The organism is Pseudomonas sp. R15(2017) (assembly GCF_002112685.1).
In the GTDB taxonomy this organism is placed as follows: domain Bacteria; phylum Pseudomonadota; class Gammaproteobacteria; order Pseudomonadales; family Pseudomonadaceae; genus Aquipseudomonas; species Aquipseudomonas glycinae.
In genome coordinates this window covers 58,591-74,820 of the sequence record NZ_NEII01000001.1, presented here as the reverse complement: position 1 = coordinate 74,820, position 16,230 = coordinate 58,591, and the positions used below count along the sequence as shown (strand labels likewise).

The 16,230-nt window shown below is 61.9% G+C and carries 15 protein-coding genes; 9 read left to right on the top strand and 6 right to left on the bottom strand.

What is annotated here, in order from left to right:
• The first annotated feature begins 2 nt into the window (after nucleotides 1-2).
• Nucleotides 3-560 carry an L-threonylcarbamoyladenylate synthase gene (locus CAF77_RS00355; RefSeq protein WP_011331748.1) on the top strand — a complete coding sequence of 186 codons (558 nt, stop codon included), beginning with the start codon at nucleotides 3-5 and terminating at the stop codon, nucleotides 558-560.
• A 41-nt stretch (nucleotides 561-601) separates the two neighbouring features.
• Here CAF77_RS00355 and CAF77_RS00350 read toward each other — a convergent pair whose 3' ends face one another.
• A complete protein-coding gene (locus tag CAF77_RS00350; RefSeq protein ID WP_064379618.1) occupies nucleotides 602-1,579 on the bottom strand; it encodes an NADPH:quinone reductase in 978 nt (325 codons plus the stop codon).
• 147 nt (nucleotides 1,580-1,726) lie between these two features.
• Between CAF77_RS00350 and hemF the strand changes: the two genes are divergently transcribed.
• Both hemF and aroE read left to right on the top strand, forming a co-directional pair.
• Nucleotides 1,727-2,641, top strand: a complete 915-nt coding sequence (gene hemF, locus CAF77_RS00345) for an oxygen-dependent coproporphyrinogen oxidase (protein ID WP_064384048.1) — start codon at nucleotides 1,727-1,729, stop codon at nucleotides 2,639-2,641.
• 9 nt (nucleotides 2,642-2,650) lie between these two features.
• On the top strand, nucleotides 2,651-3,472 hold the full coding sequence (gene aroE, locus CAF77_RS00340) for a shikimate dehydrogenase (protein ID WP_064379616.1): 822 nt from the start codon (nucleotides 2,651-2,653) through the stop codon (nucleotides 3,470-3,472).
• 92 nt (nucleotides 3,473-3,564) lie between these two features.
• Here the strand turns inward: aroE and CAF77_RS00335 are convergent, their stop codons facing one another.
• The 3 genes from CAF77_RS00335 to betC form a co-directional block, all read right to left on the bottom strand.
• Nucleotides 3,565-5,133 carry a SulP family inorganic anion transporter gene (locus tag CAF77_RS00335; RefSeq protein WP_064379614.1) on the bottom strand — a complete coding sequence of 523 codons (1,569 nt, stop codon included), beginning with the start codon at nucleotides 5,131-5,133 and terminating at the stop codon, nucleotides 3,565-3,567.
• 102 nt (nucleotides 5,134-5,235) lie between these two features.
• Nucleotides 5,236-6,153, bottom strand: coding sequence for a choline ABC transporter substrate-binding protein (choX, locus tag CAF77_RS00330; protein WP_064379612.1), 918 nt, complete (start codon nucleotides 6,151-6,153; stop codon nucleotides 5,236-5,238).
• 16 nt (nucleotides 6,154-6,169) lie between these two features.
• Complete coding sequence (gene betC / locus CAF77_RS00325) at nucleotides 6,170-7,684, bottom strand: choline-sulfatase (protein ID WP_064379611.1); 1,515 nt, start codon at nucleotides 7,682-7,684, stop codon at nucleotides 6,170-6,172.
• A 114-nt stretch (nucleotides 7,685-7,798) separates the two neighbouring features.
• Here betC and CAF77_RS00320 point away from each other — a divergent pair, with 114 nt between their 5' ends.
• Nucleotides 7,799-8,749, top strand: coding sequence for a LysR family transcriptional regulator (locus tag CAF77_RS00320; protein ID WP_064379609.1), 951 nt, complete (start codon nucleotides 7,799-7,801; stop codon nucleotides 8,747-8,749).
• 4 nt (nucleotides 8,750-8,753) lie between these two features.
• On the opposite strand, the gene CAF77_RS00315 is transcribed toward CAF77_RS00320, so the two are convergent.
• Nucleotides 8,754-9,413, bottom strand: coding sequence for an NAD(P)-dependent oxidoreductase (locus CAF77_RS00315; RefSeq protein WP_064379607.1), 660 nt, complete (start codon nucleotides 9,411-9,413; stop codon nucleotides 8,754-8,756).
• A gap of 84 nt (nucleotides 9,414-9,497) precedes the next feature.
• Between CAF77_RS00315 and CAF77_RS00310 the strand changes: the two genes are divergently transcribed.
• Nucleotides 9,498-9,824 carry a DOPA 4,5-dioxygenase family protein gene (locus CAF77_RS00310; protein WP_064379605.1) on the top strand — a complete coding sequence of 109 codons (327 nt, stop codon included), beginning with the start codon at nucleotides 9,498-9,500 and terminating at the stop codon, nucleotides 9,822-9,824.
• On the opposite strand, the gene CAF77_RS00305 is transcribed toward CAF77_RS00310, so the two are convergent.
• On the bottom strand, nucleotides 9,825-10,226 hold the full coding sequence (locus CAF77_RS00305) for a GFA family protein (RefSeq protein WP_064379603.1): 402 nt from the start codon (nucleotides 10,224-10,226) through the stop codon (nucleotides 9,825-9,827).
• Between the two features lie 324 nt (nucleotides 10,227-10,550).
• Between CAF77_RS00305 and CAF77_RS00300 the strand changes: the two genes are divergently transcribed.
• The 4 genes from CAF77_RS00300 (at nucleotide 10,551) to CAF77_RS00285 (ending at nucleotide 16,154) form a co-directional block, all read left to right on the top strand.
• Entirely contained in the window at nucleotides 10,551-11,858 is a 1,308-nt protein-coding gene (locus tag CAF77_RS00300) for a CitMHS family transporter (protein WP_007954069.1), read from the top strand.
• A 71-nt stretch (nucleotides 11,859-11,929) separates the two neighbouring features.
• On the top strand, nucleotides 11,930-12,697 hold the full coding sequence (locus CAF77_RS00295) for a TerC family protein (protein ID WP_011331759.1): 768 nt from the start codon (nucleotides 11,930-11,932) through the stop codon (nucleotides 12,695-12,697).
• 214 nt (nucleotides 12,698-12,911) lie between these two features.
• Entirely contained in the window at nucleotides 12,912-14,570 is a 1,659-nt protein-coding gene (locus CAF77_RS00290) for a Na/Pi cotransporter family protein (RefSeq protein ID WP_064379601.1), read from the top strand.
• Between the two features lie 192 nt (nucleotides 14,571-14,762).
• Complete coding sequence (locus CAF77_RS00285; protein WP_064379600.1) at nucleotides 14,763-16,154, top strand: pitrilysin family protein; 1,392 nt, start codon at nucleotides 14,763-14,765, stop codon at nucleotides 16,152-16,154.
• Nucleotides 16,155-16,230: the final 76 nt, after the last annotated feature.

Genomic DNA, 16,230 nt, shown 5'->3' with positions numbered 1-16,230 from the left:
TCATGGTCAACAGTTGGCGTGTGCAACAAGCCGCACGAGAGATTCGCGCCGGGGCGGTGATTGCCTATCCAACCGAAGCCGTCTGGGGGCTGGGGTGCGATCCTTGGAATGAAGAAGCGGTGGATCGTCTGTTGGCGATCAAGAACCGTTCGGTGGACAAGGGGTTGATCCTGGTCGCCGACAACATTCGTCAGTTCGATTTTCTGTTCGAGGATTTCCCCCAGGACTGGATCGACCGCATGGCCAGCACCTGGCCGGGCCCGAACACCTGGCTGGTGCCGCACCAGAACCTGCTGCCGGAGTGGGTGACCGGGGTGCATGACACCGTGGCGCTGCGGGTCAGCGATCATCCGCAGGTGCGGGATCTGTGCTCGCTGGTGGGACCGTTGATTTCGACGTCGGCCAATCCGCAAGGGCGGCCGGCAGCGCGCACGCGCTTGCGGGTCGAGCAGTATTTCCGTGGTCAGGTCGATCTGGTGCTCGGCGGAGCGCTTGGCGGTCGCAAGAACCCGAGTCTGATTCGGGATCTGGCCACCGGCAATATCGTGCGCCCGGCCTGAGGCCGGGTGCCTTCAATCGCCGGCTTGCCGGCGATGACGCCTTAAGGCAGTAAAACAGTCGAACCTGTCGTGCGCCGCGCCGACAGCTCGGTTTGCGCTTTCGCCGCGTCAGCCAGTGGATAACGCTGGCTGATGTCCACTTTCAGCTTGCCGCTGGTGATCATCCCGAACAGCTCATCCGCCATGCGCTGCAGGTTCTCGGCGTTGTTGGCGTAGGTCGCCAGGGTCGGCCGGGTGACGTACAGCGAACCTTTCGCCGCCAGAATCCCCAGGTTCACCCCGTCCACCGCACCCGAGGCGTTGCCGAAGCTCACCAACAGGCCACGGGGCGCCACGCTGTCCAGCGACGCCGGCCAGGTGTCCTTGCCGACGCCGTCGTAGACCACCGGGACTTTTTTCCCGTCGGTCAATTCCAGCACCCGTTGGGCGACATTTTCGTGGCTGTAGTCGATGGTTTCCCAAGCGCCATGGGCCTTGGCCAGATCGGCTTTGGCTTTCGAGCTGACGGTGCCGATCAGCTTCACGCCCAGGGCCTTGGCCCATTGGCAGGCAAGCAGGCCGACACCGCCGGCCGCCGCGTGGAACAGAATGGTTTCGCCACCCTTGAGTTCATAGGTCTGGCGCAGCAGGTACTGCACGGTCAGGCCCTTGAGCATCACGCCGGCGGCGGTTTCGAAGCTGATGACGTCCGGCAGGTGCACCAGATTCGCTTCCGGCAGAACGTGGACGTCGCTGTACGCGCCCAACGGGCCGCTGCCGTACGCCACACGATCACCGACCTTGAACCGCGTGACCTCGCTGCCCACCGCCTCGACAATGCCGGCGCCTTCCGCACCCACGCCCGACGGCAACGCCGGTGGCGCGTACAGACCGCTGCGGTAGTAGGTGTCGATGAAGTTCAGGCCGATGGCCTTGTTGCTCACGCGAACCTGCTGCGGACCGGGTTCGGCCGGTTGATAGTCAACGTACTCGAGCACTTCGGGGCCGCCGTGGGCGCGGAACTGGATTCGCTTGGCCATCTGCCTACTCCTTGGGTCATTCGGGAAGGTCCCTATCGAACGCTCATGCTTGATCTTCGTCAACTGCGGCGTGCCGGTTTGCGATGGTATGCTACGCGCCCATTTGCGCGGGGCGCCGCGCAGTTCCGCCCGATCCAAGGTGAAGCCATGACGACCCGCACCGACGCCGTAAAGGCCTATCTGCTCGACCTGCAAGACCGCATCTGCGCCGCGCTGGAAACTGAAGACGGCGGCACGCGCTTCGTCGAAGACGCCTGGACCCGTCCAGCCGGCGGTGGCGGTCGGACCCGGGTGATCGAGAACGGCACTGTGATCGAAAAGGGCGGCGTCAACTTTTCCCATGTCTTCGGCAGCGGTTTGCCACCGTCTGCCAGCGCCCATCGGCCGGAGCTGGCCGGGCGTGGTTTCGAAGCCCTCGGCGTGTCGCTGGTGATCCACCCGCATAATCCGCATGTACCGACGTCCCACGCCAACGTGCGTTTTTTCATCGCCGAGAAGGAAGGTGAAGAGCCGGTCTGGTGGTTCGGCGGTGGCTTTGACCTGACCCCGTATTACGGCAACGAAGAAGACTGCATCCATTGGCACCGCGTCGCAGAGCAGGCTTGCGCGCCGTTCGGCCCGGACGTCTACCCGCGCTACAAGGCCTGGTGCGACACCTACTTCCACATCAAGCATCGCCACGAACCGCGCGGCATCGGCGGCCTGTTTTTCGATGACCTGAACGAGTGGGATTTCGACACCAGTTTCGCCTTCATGCGCGCCATCGGCGATGCGTACATCGACGCTTACCTGCCGATCTTGCAGCGCCGCAAGAACGACGCCTTCACCGCCAAACAGCGCGAGTTCCAGGAATTCCGCCGTGGCCGCTACGTCGAATTCAACCTGGTTTACGACCGTGGCACCCTGTTCGGCCTGCAATCGGGCGGGCGTACCGAGTCGATCCTGATGTCGCTGCCGCCGCAAGTGCGCTGGGCCTACGACTGGAAAGCCGAGCCGGGCAGCGAAGAAGCGCGCCTGACCGAGTACTTCCTGCAAGACCGCGACTGGCTGGCCCAGGCCTGAGGACTTCTGATGGATCGTTACGTCGTTTTCGGTAACCCGATCGGCCACAGCAAGTCGCCGATGATTCACAAACTGTTCGCCGAACAGACCGGGCAAAGCCTCGACTACAGCACCCTGCTGGCGCCGCTCGACGATTTTTCCGGCTGCGCCACGGCGTTTTTCCAGGAAGGTCGCGGTGCCAACGTGACCGTGCCGTTCAAGGAAGATGCTTATCGCCTGGCCAACAGCCTGACCGCCCGCGCCGAACGCGCGGGTGCGGTGAACACTCTGAGCAAACTGGCTGACGGCAGCCTGCTCGGCGATAACACCGACGGCGCCGGGCTGGTGCGGGACCTGACGGTCAACGCCGGGTTCAGCCTCACCGGCAAACGCATTCTGCTGCTTGGCGCCGGTGGCGCGGTGCGCGGTGCGCTGGAGCCGTTGCTGGCGGAAAAACCGGCCTCGGTGATCATCGCCAACCGCACAGTGGACAAGGCCGAGCTGCTGGCCGAACTGTTCTGCGATCTGGGACCGGTGTCGGCCAGTGGTTACGACTGGTTGCGCGAGCCGGTGGACGTGATCATCAACGCCACGTCTGCCAGCCTCACCGGCGACGTGCCGCCGATTGCCCCAAGCCTGATCGAGCCCGGCAAAACCCTGTGCTACGACATGATGTATGGCAAGGAACCGACCGCGTTCTGCCGTTGGGCCAGCGAGCACGGCGCAGGCGTGGTGATGGATGGCTTGGGGATGCTGGCGGAGCAGGCTGCCGAGGCGTTTTTCCTGTGGCGTGGCGTGCGTCCCGACACGGCGCCAGTGCTGGCTGAGCTACGCCGCCAACTGGCACTTTAAAAGCATCGCTGGCAAGCCAGCTCCCACAGGGACTCAGCTGATCCTGGTGGGAGCTGGCTTGCCAGCGATGGAAGTCGACACTGAATATCAGATCAATCCTCAAATCGGATCGGGCACTTCTCCGGCCCTTCGAGCTTGCGCAATTCCTCCACCACCTGCGGTCGCGCCTGACGCAAGGTCAAGCTGCGATCCTGGCGCAACAGGCGCCGGGCTTCCTGATGGAGCATTTCCACGCCTGAATAGTCGATGAAGTTGATCTGTTGCGCCTCGATCACCACCCGCGCGCCATGCATCCGTTGCAAGCGCACTTGCAGATAGTGGCTGGCGCCGAAAAAGATCGACCCGCCGACCCGCAACACATCGTCTTCGCCATCGCGCCAGTGCTGCACTCTCGGCTGAGAAGTGCGCTTGAGGTAGAAAAACAGCGAGGCCAGCACGCCGGCATAGATGGCCGTCTGCAACTCCAGCAGCAACGTGGCAACGCAGGTCAGGCTCATCACCACGAATTCCGCCCGGCTGACCCGCAACAGCGCGCGAATGCCGCGATGATCCACCAGTCCCCAGGCGATCAGCAGAATGCTGCCGGCCATGGCCGGAATCGGAATGTGCGCGATCAGCCCGGCACCGAAAATCGCGAACAACGCCACCCACAACGCCGAGAACACCCCGGCCAGCGGCGAGCAGGCCCCGGCCTCATAACTCAGCCCGGAACGGGTGAACGAGCCGGCGGACAACGATCCCGAAAAGAACGCCCCGACAATGTTCGAAAGACCCTGCGCGCGGACTTCCTGGTTGGCGTCGAGCAGCTGTTGCGAGCGTGCGGAAATTGAACGGGCAATCGACAGGCTGGTGACCAGCCCGAGCATGCCCACCGCCACGGCGCTGGGCAGCAGGCGCAGGATCAGGTCCATATCCAGCGGCAATCCGCTGAACGGCGGCAGGCGCCCGACAAACGCGCTGACCAGTTGAACATGGCCGAACATCGCCGGCCACAGCCACACCACCAGACTGCCGAGGACCAAGGTCATCAACAGCGTCGGCCAGCGTGGCAGCCATTGTTTGAGCAACGCGCCGACCACCACCGTCGCCACCCCGAGGACCAGTGACGGTTTATCCACAGCCCCGAGGTGGCGCAGCAGATCCATCAGGCTGGTCAGTGCCGTCGCTTTGGCTGGCAGATCCAGTCCCAGCAGGTTCGGCAATTGACCGATGGCGATCACCACTGCCGCGCCGAGGGTGAAACCCAGCACTACGGAATGTGAGACGAAATTCACCAGCGCGCCGAAGCGCAACAGGCCGAGCAGCCACTGGAAAATTCCGGCAAGGAAGGTCAGCAGCAGGATCAGGGTGATGTAGTCCTGTGACGCAGGCACGGCCAACGGACTGACACTGGCGAACAGCACAATCGAAATCGCTGCCGTCGGCCCGCAGATCAGATGCCACGACGAACCCCACAGGCAGGCGATCAACACCGGAACGATGGCGGCGTAGAGCCCGTATTCCGGTGGGAGACCGGCGATCAGGGCGTAGGCAATCGACTGGGGCAACGCGAGAATCGCCCCGCTGAGCCCGACGACCAGGTCCCGCCCGACGCTGGCGCGGGTCTGCCGGGGCAGCCAGGTCAGGAAGGGGAAAAGTGAGCGACGGCTGGGGAGGGTCATGGATCCTCGCGGGTGAAATTTTGCGCATTGTACGCAGCCCGGGACGCGGAGCGTCCATTGCGACATTCCCACGCAGAGTGTGGGAACGATCGGCCCGCGCAGTTACAGTTTGGACTTAACGGCCGCCAACGCATCTTTGCCGTCCACGGTCTTCACACCATCAAGCCACTTGTCCAACACCGCCGGATTCGCCTTGATCCAAGCCTTCGCCGCCTCCGCATTGCTGACCTTCTTGTTCACCACCTCGGCCATGATGCTGTTCTCCATCTCCTGAGTGAACGCAAGATTGGTCAGCAATTTACCCACATTCGGACAGGCTTCGGCGTAACCCTTGCGGGTCAGGGTGTAGACGCTGCCGGTGTCGCCGAAGTATTTCTCGCCGCCCTTGAGGTAATGCATTTTCAGCTGCACGTTCATCGGGTGCGGGGTCCAGCCGAGGAAGGTGACGAATTTCTGTTTCTTCACCGCCCGCGAGACTTCGGCCAGCATCGCCTGTTCGCTGGACTCGATCAGCTTCCACTGGCCCAGGTCGAAGTCGTTCTTCTTGATGATCTCTTGCAGCGAGATGTTCGCCGGCGCGCCGGAGCCGATGCCGTAGATCTTCTTCTCGAATTTATCGGCGTACTTATTCAGGTCGGCAAAGTTATGCACACCCGCGTCCCACACGTAATCCGGCACGGCCAGGGTGAATTCGGTGCCGTCGAGGTTCTTCGCCAGTTGCGTGACGTCACCCGTGGCGACGAACTTGTCGTAGAAGCCCTGCTGCGCCGGCATCCAGTTGCCGAGGAACACGTCGACCTGTCCATCCTTCAAGCCGCCGAAGGTGATCGGCACCGCGAGGGTGTCGACCTTGGCCTTGTAGCCCATGCCATCGAGCAGAAACCCGGTGATGGCGTTGGTCGCGGCGATGTCGCTCCAGCCGGGATCGGCCATTTTCACCGTGTCGCAGCTCTCGGCGAACGCGGATGCGCTGCCCAGTGCCAGCAGACTGACCGTCACGACTGTGGATAACTTGACCATGGACTTCCCCTTAACGTTATTGGTTTTGGCAGGGTTGTGGATAACGGGCCTTGCGCTCCAGGTCATCGAGGTCGATGTGGTTGCGCATGTATTGCTGACTGGCGTCCACCAGCGGCTGGTGATCCCAGCTCTTCAGTTTGCCGATCGTCAGCGCCTCGGCGACGAAACGCCGACGGCGTTGGCTCTCGAGGACTTCGCGGTGGATTGCCGGGATGTCCCACTTGGCCCGCGCTTCGGCGAGAAAATCGTCGAACAGTTGGCGATGTTGTGGCGATTGGCTGAGTTCTTCCTGCTCGCGTGGATCGTTATCCACATCGAAGAGTAGGCAAGGGTCGGTTTCGCTGTAGATAAATTTGTAGGCGCCACGCCGGATCATCATCAGCGGGCTGACGGTGCCTTCGGCCATGTATTCACCGAACACTTCGTCGTGACCGCCCTGCCCGTTCAGGTGCGGAACCAGCGAGCGGCCGTCCAGCGGCAGATTCGGTTCCAGGCTGCCGCCCGCCAGCTCGACGAAGGTCGGCAACAGGTCGGCGGTGGAGACTGCAGCGCTGACACGGCCCGATTTGAACTGACCGGGTGCACTTATCAACAGGGGCACGCGAGCGGCCATTTCGTACCAGTGCATTTTGTACCAGAGGCCCTTGTCGCCGAGCATGTCGCCATGGTCACCGGAAAACACGATGACGGTGTCATCCATCAGCCCGCAATCTTCGAGGGTTTGCAGAAGTTTGCCGACGTTGGCGTCGATATAGCTGCAAGCACCGAAGTAGGCACGGCGCGCGTCGCGAATCTTATCCACAGGTAGCGGCTTGTCCCAAAGGTCGTAGACCTTGAGCAAACGCTGGGAATGCGGATCGAGTGAATGCTGATCCGGCGTCGTCGGAAGCGGGATATCCGCATCGTCGTACAAATCCCAGAATGCCTTGGGAATCGTGTACGGATCGTGCGGGTGAGTCATCGACACGGTCAGGCAGAACGGCTGGTCGCCATCCTCGCGAATATGGTCGAACAGATATTGCTGAGCCTTGAACACCACCTCTTCGTCGAAGTCGAGCTGGTTGGTGCGCACGCACGGCCCAGCCTGCAACACCGAAGACATGTTGTGATACCAGCTCGGCCGCACGTCGGGCTCATCCCAGTTCACCGCCCAGCCGTAGTCGGCCGGGTAGATATCACTAGTCAGTCGCTCTTCGTAACCGTGCAGTTGATCGGGGCCGCAGAAGTGCATCTTGCCGGAGAGCGCGGTGCGGTAACCGAGGCGGCGCAGGTAATGGGCGTAGGTGGGAATGTCGGCGGGGAAATCGGCGGCGTTGTCGTAGGCGCCGATCTTGCTCGGCAACTGCCCGCTGACCAAGGTAAAACGCGACGGTGCGCACAGCGGGCTGTTGCAGTACGCGGCATCGAACACCACGCCTTGTTCGGCGAGGCGGCTGAGATTCGGCAGTTTGATTGGCGACGGGCCGTAGAACGGCAACATTGGCGCGGCCATTTGATCGGCCATGATGAAAAGAATGTTCTTGCGCTTCATGTGATCGCGGCATTCCATAGTGAATATTTATGCGACATTGCTGCGATCGAGCATGGATTCCACGCAATATCCAGTAAAGCCCGCGCCGGACAATGACTAGGATAAGCACAGCTTATGTATGAAGCCCTCGGTGATTTGTCGCTGGATCTGCTGCGCGCCTTCGAGGCGGCGGCCCGTCATCGTAGTTTCACCGCTGCGGCGGTGGAGCTTGGTACGACGCAACCGGCGATCAGTCAGCAGATCAAACGGCTGGAGGAACAGCTCGGAACGCGGCTGTTCGACCGCATCTACCGGGGCATCGAACTGACCGAGGTCGGATCGATCCTGTTCGAGCAAGTTACCCTCGGTTTGCAGAATATCGACGCAGGATTAGGCGCGATCAGCACGCAGCAGCAACATGAAGTACTGCAGGTCGCCACCGATTTCGCCTTCGCTGCGTATTGGCTGATGCCGCGCCTGCACCGCTTCCATGAAGCTTATCCACAGGTGGACGTGAGCCTGGTCACCAGCGAGCGCAATCACAACATGCTGCGCCCGGATATCGACGTTGCCGTGCTATTCGGCGACGGTCGCTTCAAACAGGGCGAAAGTCACTGGTTGTTCAGCGAAGAAGTGTTTCCGGTGTGCAGCCCGCAACTGCTCAAGGATCGCCCGCTGCCCTTGCCGGCCCAGGCATTGATGGAGTTTCCGCTGCTGCACCTGCGCGGGGAAAACAGCAGCAACTGGTTCGACTGGAGCGGTCTGTTCCGCGCGCTGAACATCAGCGCGCCGCCAGCCCCGGGCCAGTTGCGCTTCGACAATTACACTTTGTTGATTCAAGCGGCGATTGGCGGTCAGGGCGTGGCAATTGGCTGGCGGCACCTTGTGGATAACTTGCTCACCCAGGGTTTGTTGTGCCGACCGATAGCCGAAACCACCCTGTCGCGCCTCGGTTATTACGTGGTGCTGCCGCAACGCAAACGCCGGGGCGCGTTGATCCAGACGTTTGTGGATTGGCTGATGGCCGAACAGGCGAGCAGCGCCGAATCCTTGGCCGGACTTCCGCTGCCGTCGATTGCGGTGTAACGGATCAGGAAGCAGCAACAAAATCCACGTGCTGACGCAGATGCAAATTCAGCCGCAGCTCATCGGCAATGCCCACCGCCACCCGGTTCAGGCGCTCCAGCGGTTCGGCCAGACCCGGTTCAAGCGTGCGGCCGACCTGACTGAAATGCTCGATCGTCAGCCCGGCCACGCTGCGCGGTGCATTCACCAGCGTCCAGTGCAGCGGGCTGCTTTGCAGGGCTTCGCGCACCTCTTGAGCGGCGTGGCGTTGCAACGGGTCGGCATTTTCCGGATCGTCCAGGGCTTCGAATTCGCCGATGACAAACAGCCGCGAGACGTTCGCCGCGTGCAGTCCATCGATCAGCGCATCCACTGCCAGCACCTGCTCCACCGGCCCCAACACCACGGATTTCTCGACATGATCACTGCTCAGCGGCAAGCCCGGCGCATTGAGCAGGCAGATCACTGCCGAGCTGCCGGCCACGCTCTGGTTGACCCGCTCGGCATCGAGCAGATCGCCGCTTTTGGTGCGCAGCCCCGGCCGTGGGGCGAGCGCCGTCAGATCGTCGAGGATCGCGATGACTTCGTGCTGGCGACGCAGCAGTTCAGCCATCAACGCACTGCCCAGGCTACTCATGGCACCATAGAGCACCACTTTCACCGCCGGGGTTTCGGCATTTTTCATGGCTGAGTTCCCTTTTGTTTTCCCTTGTATGGCGTGTGACATACGGTCAACGGCGAGGGTTCGAACCGATTCAGAGGGTTTGCGATGCAGACGATCAAGGGTTATCACGCCCACGTTTATTACGACGCCAGCACGATCAAACAGGCGCGGGCGCTTTGTGAGCAGGCAGCAGCGCTGTTTCCATTGAAGATGGGCCGCATGCACGAACGCCCGGTGGGCCCGCACCCGGACTGGAGCTGCCAGCTGGCCTTCGGCCCGGAGCTGATCGGCGACGTGCTGCCGTGGCTGGCGCTCAATCGCAAGGGTTTGGTGGTGTTCCTGCACCCGGACACCGGCGATGACTTGCTCGATCACACCGAACACGCGATCTGGATGGGCGCGATGCGGCCGCTGGATCTGTCTATTTTTTAATCAGATGGTTTCTTCGGGTTCGCCAGGCAAATGCTCGTCCAGGTGCAGCCATGGCAACTGGCTGTCGGTCCAAATGTGCCGCTCGGCGGCGGCCCGCTCCGGGTGATCCAGCGTGGCGATGGTCAGATCGATGCTCTCGGGGCTGAGCAACGTCACCAGCGCCAGTTGTGCCCCGCAGTTCGGACAGAAGAACCGTGCGCAACTCGTCGAGGAGTCGTAGCGCGAAGGTTTCCCTGTCAGCCACTGGAAGTTCGCCGCCGGCAACGTGATCCAGGTGGTGACGATGCCGCCGCTGACCTTTCGACAGATCGAACAATGACAATGGGCGATGTCGTGCAACGCTCCGCTGAACTGATAGCGGATATGTCCGCAATGGCAGCCACCGCTGTGCAAGTCAGTCATCGCCCTGCCCTCCGCTTCCCGTGTTCATTGACTCTAGCCCGCATCCGACGGCCGGTTGGCCGTTCGCCCAGAGCTTTCTTGCGCGAAAGGTAGCTGAAAGGTTCCCCGATTAGGATCGCCCCCACTGCCGGCAACAGACCGGTTGGCCAACGCGTGTGATTGCTCGCACGACAGGCCCAATTAACAACAACAATGGTGATTCTGATGTCCTCTGCAACCCGCCTCTTCGCTGCAACTCCGCCCGTACGCCTCGTGCTTCCCGTTCTGCGCTGATCCCGCCCGATCCGCTCACTTACCTAGCCGCGCTACGCCTGGAGTATTCCCATGCTGACTTTCCTTGGCTTCGCCATGGTCATCACGTTCATGTTCCTGATCATGACCAAGCGCCTGTCTGCGCTGATCGCTCTGATCATCATCCCGATCCTGTTCGCCCTGTTCGGTGGTTTCGCGCCGAAGATCGGCCCGATGATGCTCGAAGGTATTACCAAGCTTGCGCCGACCGGCGTGATGCTGATGTTCGCGATTCTGTATTTCGCCCTGATGATCGACTCCGGCCTGTTTGACCCGGCCGTGCGCAAGATCCTCAAACTGGTCAAGGGCGACCCGCTGAAAGTTTCGGTCGGCACCGCCGTACTGGCGCTCGTCGTTTCCCTCGATGGTGACGGCGCGACCACATACATGATCTGCGTGGCCGCGATGCTGCCGCTGTACAGCCGCATCGGCATGAGCCCGCGGATCATGGCCGGTCTGATCATCCTCGCCGGCGGCGTGATGAACATGACCCCATGGGGTGGCCCGACCGCCCGTGCCGCCAGTGCGCTGCACGTGGACCCGTCGGACATCTTCGTACCGATGATCCCGGCGATGGCTGCCGGTGTGGTAGCGATCCTGATCATTGCCTACTTCTACGGCAAACGTGAGCGTGCGCGTCTGGGTGAGCTGCACCTGATCGGCGACGAAATCGATCACAGCGAAATCAGCGTCTCGCAATTCCCGGATGCCCGTCGTCCGAAACTGATCTGGTTCAACGGCCTGCTGACCCTGGCCCTGATGTGCACCCTGATCGCCGGCCTGCTGCCGCTGCCGGTGCTGTTCATGGTGGCGTTCAGTATTGCCATGATCGTCAACTATCCTTGCCTGCAAATGCAGAAGGATCGTGTCGCGGCCCACGCCGGTAGCGTGCTGTCGGTGGTCAGTCTGATCTTCGCGGCGGGCATTTTCACCGGTATCCTGTCGGGCACCGGCATGGTCGATGCCATGTCGAAAAGCCTGCTGGCGGTGATCCCTGATTTCCTCGGCCCGTACCTGGCGGTGATCACGGCGCTGGTGAGCATGCCGTTCACGTTCTTCATGTCGAACGACGCGTTCTACTACGGTGTGTTGCCGGTGTTGTCCGAAGCGGCCAGCCATTACGGCATTACCGCAGTGGAAATGGCCCGCGCTTCGATCGTCGGCCAGCCGGTTCACCTGCTGAGCCCCCTGGTGCCGTCGACATACCTGCTGGTGGCACTGGCGGGGATCGAGTTCGGCGATCATCAGCGTTTCACCCTGAAGTGGGCAGTGCTGGTCTGCCTGTGCATACTGGTCGCAGCCTTGCTGTTGGGGACTTTCCCGCTGTTCAGCACGTTGTAACGGCACCAAACTCACCCGGACGCCAGCTGATTGCTGGCGTCCTGGTTTAACACTCGCTCAAAGGAATACACATGGAATGGCTGACCAACCCTGAGATCTGGGTTGCCTTCTTCACCCTGACCGCCCTGGAAATCGTTCTGGGCATCGATAACATCATCATGATTTCGATCCTGGTCAGCCGCATGCCCAAACACATGCAGCAGCGCACCCGGATCTTCGGTCTTGGCCTGGCGATGATCACGCGGATCCTGTTGCTGCTGTCGATCACCTGGGTCATGCGCCTCACCGCCGACCTGTTCGAAGTGTTCGGCCAGGGCATTTCCGGTCGCGATCTGATCCTGTTCTTCGGTGGCCTGTTCCTGCTGTGGAAAAGCTCCCAGGAGATGTACCACGCACTGGAAGGTGAAGACGAAAGCGACGACGAGCCTTCGGGCAAGGGCGGCAACTTCCTCTACACCATCATCCAGATCGCGATCATCGACATCGTGTTCTCGCTGGACTCGGTGATCACCGCCGTCGGCATGGTGTCCCACGTACCGGTGATGGTCGCGGCGATCATCGTGGCGGTGCTGGTGATGATGGCGGCCTCGGGCAAGATCAGCGAATTCATCGACAAGCACCCGTCGCTGAAAATGCTCGCGCTGTCGTTCCTGCTGGTGGTCGGTACCGTGCTGATTGCCGAATCGTTCGACGTGCATGTACCGAAAGGCTACGTCTATTTCGCCATGGCGTTCTCGCTGGCGGTCGAAGCGATCAACATCAAGATGCGCACCGCCATCGCGAAAAAACGCAAACAGCAGGATCCGGTGAAACTGCGCAAGGATATTCCGGGTCAGTAACCCGAACGCTGCGCAACAGATCGAAGGGCCTCCGGGCCCTTTTTTCATGGCCGCATGAACCTGTTTTCATGACACTTTTGTTTCAATCCCCGCTTTAGCTGTGCAATGCTGGCGCCCAGACCGTTAGCCAACTACAGCTTAAGTATCAGAACGTAGAAATTGCGCGGTACCGTCCACTTGCCCCTCTGGGGCGCTGCCATTACAGGGGGTCTGCATGCTCACCCTGCTCAATTTGCTGTCTGCCGTGGCCCTGCTGATCTGGGGCACGCATATCGTTCGAACCGGCATCCTGCGGGTGTACGGCACCAATCTGCGCCACGTGATCGGCCAGAACATGTCCAGGCGCTGGCTGGCCTTTGTCGCCGGCATCGTTGTCACTGCGATGGTGCAGAGCAGCAACGCCACCGCCATGCTCGTGACGTCCTTTGTCGGTCAGGGCCTGATGGCGTTGACACCGGCCCTGGCGACCATGCTCGGCGCCGACGTCGGTACGGCGCTGATGGCGCGGGTGCTGACGTTCGACCTGTCGTGGCTGTCGCCGCTGCTGATTTTTATCGGGGTGATTTTCTTTCTGTCGCGCAAACAGACGCGGCTCGGGCAGATGGGCCGGGTGTCCATTGGGCTTGGGCTGATCATTCTGGCGCTGCAACTGATCGTCGAGGCCGCCGCGCCGATCACCCATGCCCAAGGGGTGAAGGTAATTTTCGCCTCGCTGACCGGCGATATCCTGCTTGACGCCCTGGTCGGTGCGCTGTTCGCGATGATTTCCTATTCCAGCCTGGCGGCTGTGCTGCTGACCGCGACGCTCGCCGGCGCTGCGGTGATCAGTCTGCCGGTGGCGATCGGTCTGGTGATTGGCGCCAACATCGGCAGTGGTGTGCTGGCGTTCATGAGCACCAGCATGCAGAACGCCGCCGGCCGGCAGGTGGCGCTGGGCAGCCTGCTGTACAAACTGATCGGGCTGCTGCTGATCATCCCGGTGCTCGACCCGCTGGTGCACTGGATCGACAGCCTGGATTTCAGCCCTCAGGAAATGGTCATCGGCTTCCATCTGCTCTACAACACCGCGCGCTGCCTGATCCTGCTCCCGAGCGTCGGCCCGATGGCGCGGCTGTGTGCCTGGCTGCTGCCGGAGCGCCCCGAGGTCAATGGCACCGCCAAGCCCCGTCACCTTGATCCCACCGCGCTGGTCACGCCGAGTCTGGCGCTGGCCAACGCCGCCCGGGAAACCCTGCGCATGGGCGACCTGATCGACAACATGCTCGACGCGACCCTCGACGTGCTGCGCGGCAAGCAGACCGCCGTCACCCAGGAAATGCGCAAGCTGACCGATGACGTCGAAGCGCTGTACAGCGCGATCAAGCTGTATCTGGCGCAGATGCCCCGCGAGGATCTCGGCGAACAGGACAGTCGGCGCTGGGCGGAGATCATCGAGCTGGCGATCAACCTCAAACTCGCCAGCGACCTGATCGAACGCATGCTGCGTAAAGTGCAGCAGCAGAAGACTTCGCAACGCCGGTCTTTTTCCGAGGACGGACTGGAAGAACTGGCCGGCCTGCACCAGCAATTAATTGCCAACCTGCGGCTCGGGCTATCGGTGTTCCTCAGCGGCGACAAGGAGAGCGCCCGCCAGTTGCTGCGCGAGAAACGGCGCTTTCGCGCCCAGGAGCGGCGTCTGGCCCATGCCCATGTCAGCCGATTGCAACGCAAGATCGTGCAGAGTATCGAGACCAGTTCATTGCACCTGGAGTTGATTGCCGACATGAAACGCCTGAGCTCGCTGTTCTGCAGCAGCGCCTATGTGGTGCTGGAAACTTCCGATACCGGCGCGCTGGCGGCGGACGATATGGCGGACATCACGCATTCGCCTTGAACGTCTGGGGTTGTGGTCAGTCAGTAACTCATAGTTCAGTCTTGAGGCCCCCTTCGCTGGCAAGCCAGCTCCCACAGGGTTTTGTGAGCGCCGCCAATCCTTGTGGGAGCTGGCTTGTCGGGTCGCCGCATCGCAGTGATGGGGCCCGGACTGACGACACGGATCTCCAATTCAGCCGTATGGAAGCTCGTTATGCGTTGCCTGTTGTTCGCCTGTCTGCTGCTCGGTTCCCTGCCCGCCTTCGCCCTGGATCGTTTTCAGGTCGAAGGCTATGCGCTGCCCAACGGTCTGCAATTGCTGCTCAAGCCCGGCACCGAACGTGGGCACGTGGCGATCCGGCTGGTGATCGGCGTCGGTCTGGACGATTTCGACTGCAATGAAAAAGAGCTGCCGCATCTGCTCGAACACTTGCTGTTCAGCGGTATCGACGCCACCGGTGAAGGTGGCCTCGAAGAGCGCATGCAGGCCCTCGGCGGTGACTGGAATGCCTTCACCAGCAACGCCGACACCACGTTCGTCATCGAAGCCCCGGCGAAAAACCAGCGCAAGGTCCTCGACCTGCTGCTGGCTCTGCTGACCCAGACCCGCTTCGACGACAACGCGATCAACGCTGCCAAGCGGGTGGTCGAGCGCGAGGACGGCGGCCATTACACCCGGTTGCAACGCTTTCTCGACCGGCAGGACCTGGGCCACACCGCGAGCAATCAACTGGCGGTCGAGCTGGGCCTGAAATGCCCGCAGCGGGCCGAAGTCGATGGCCTGACCCGCGAGCAGCTGGATAAGGTGCGCAAGGCCTGGTACGCGCCGAACAACATGACCCTGATCGTCGTCGGTGACCTCGACAAACTGCTGCCGGCCTATCTGGAACGGGCGTGGGGCACGCTGGAAGCGGTCGATCCGAGCGAACACCGTCCGTTGCCGGACATCCGCGCCAGCGCCGCCCACGAACGCACGATCACTCGCGGCTTCATCGGCAACAGCGCCAAGCTGCACTGGCTGGTGCCGGAGCCGGTGCTGGACGATCAGTACGACGAAACCTTCGACCTGCTCAAGGAATACCTGGAGTGGGCGCTGTACCGCCAATTGCGCCTGAACCACGGTTTGTCCTACGGGCCGTGGGCCGAACGCGAGGTGTTCGGTGGCGTCGGCTTCATGAGCCTCAACGCCGACCTGGATCGCGGTGACATCGCCGAAGCCGAACAGGTGCTGGAAGACCTCAAGGCCGACCTGCTGAAAAACGGCCTCGATGCCGACACCTTCAATCGCTTGAAACAAGCCGCCATCGCCCACCAGGCCTGGGCCGTGCAAGGCACCAGCGCCCTGGCCGATTACTACTGGAGCGCGCTGGGCGACTACGAGGATGGCCGCTTTGCCGATCCTGCGCGGGAGCTGCAAGGCGTGACGCTGGAGGCGGCGAACAAGGCCATGCGCGAGTTGCTGCTGCAACCGGGCTATCTGCGGATCGAGAAACCGCTGCTCAGCGACGATCAGGTGTTGTGGCTGCTGGCGGGCGGATTGGGCGTGCTGGTGCTGATTCTGCTGGGCTGGCGCCTGCATCGGCGCAAGCCCGTGGATCCAGACTGACCGGCAGCCTCGCCACGGGGCCCGGCGGGCGGTACTCTGTCGAGGTTTTTTTCCTATCCAGTCGTGAACCGCCCCC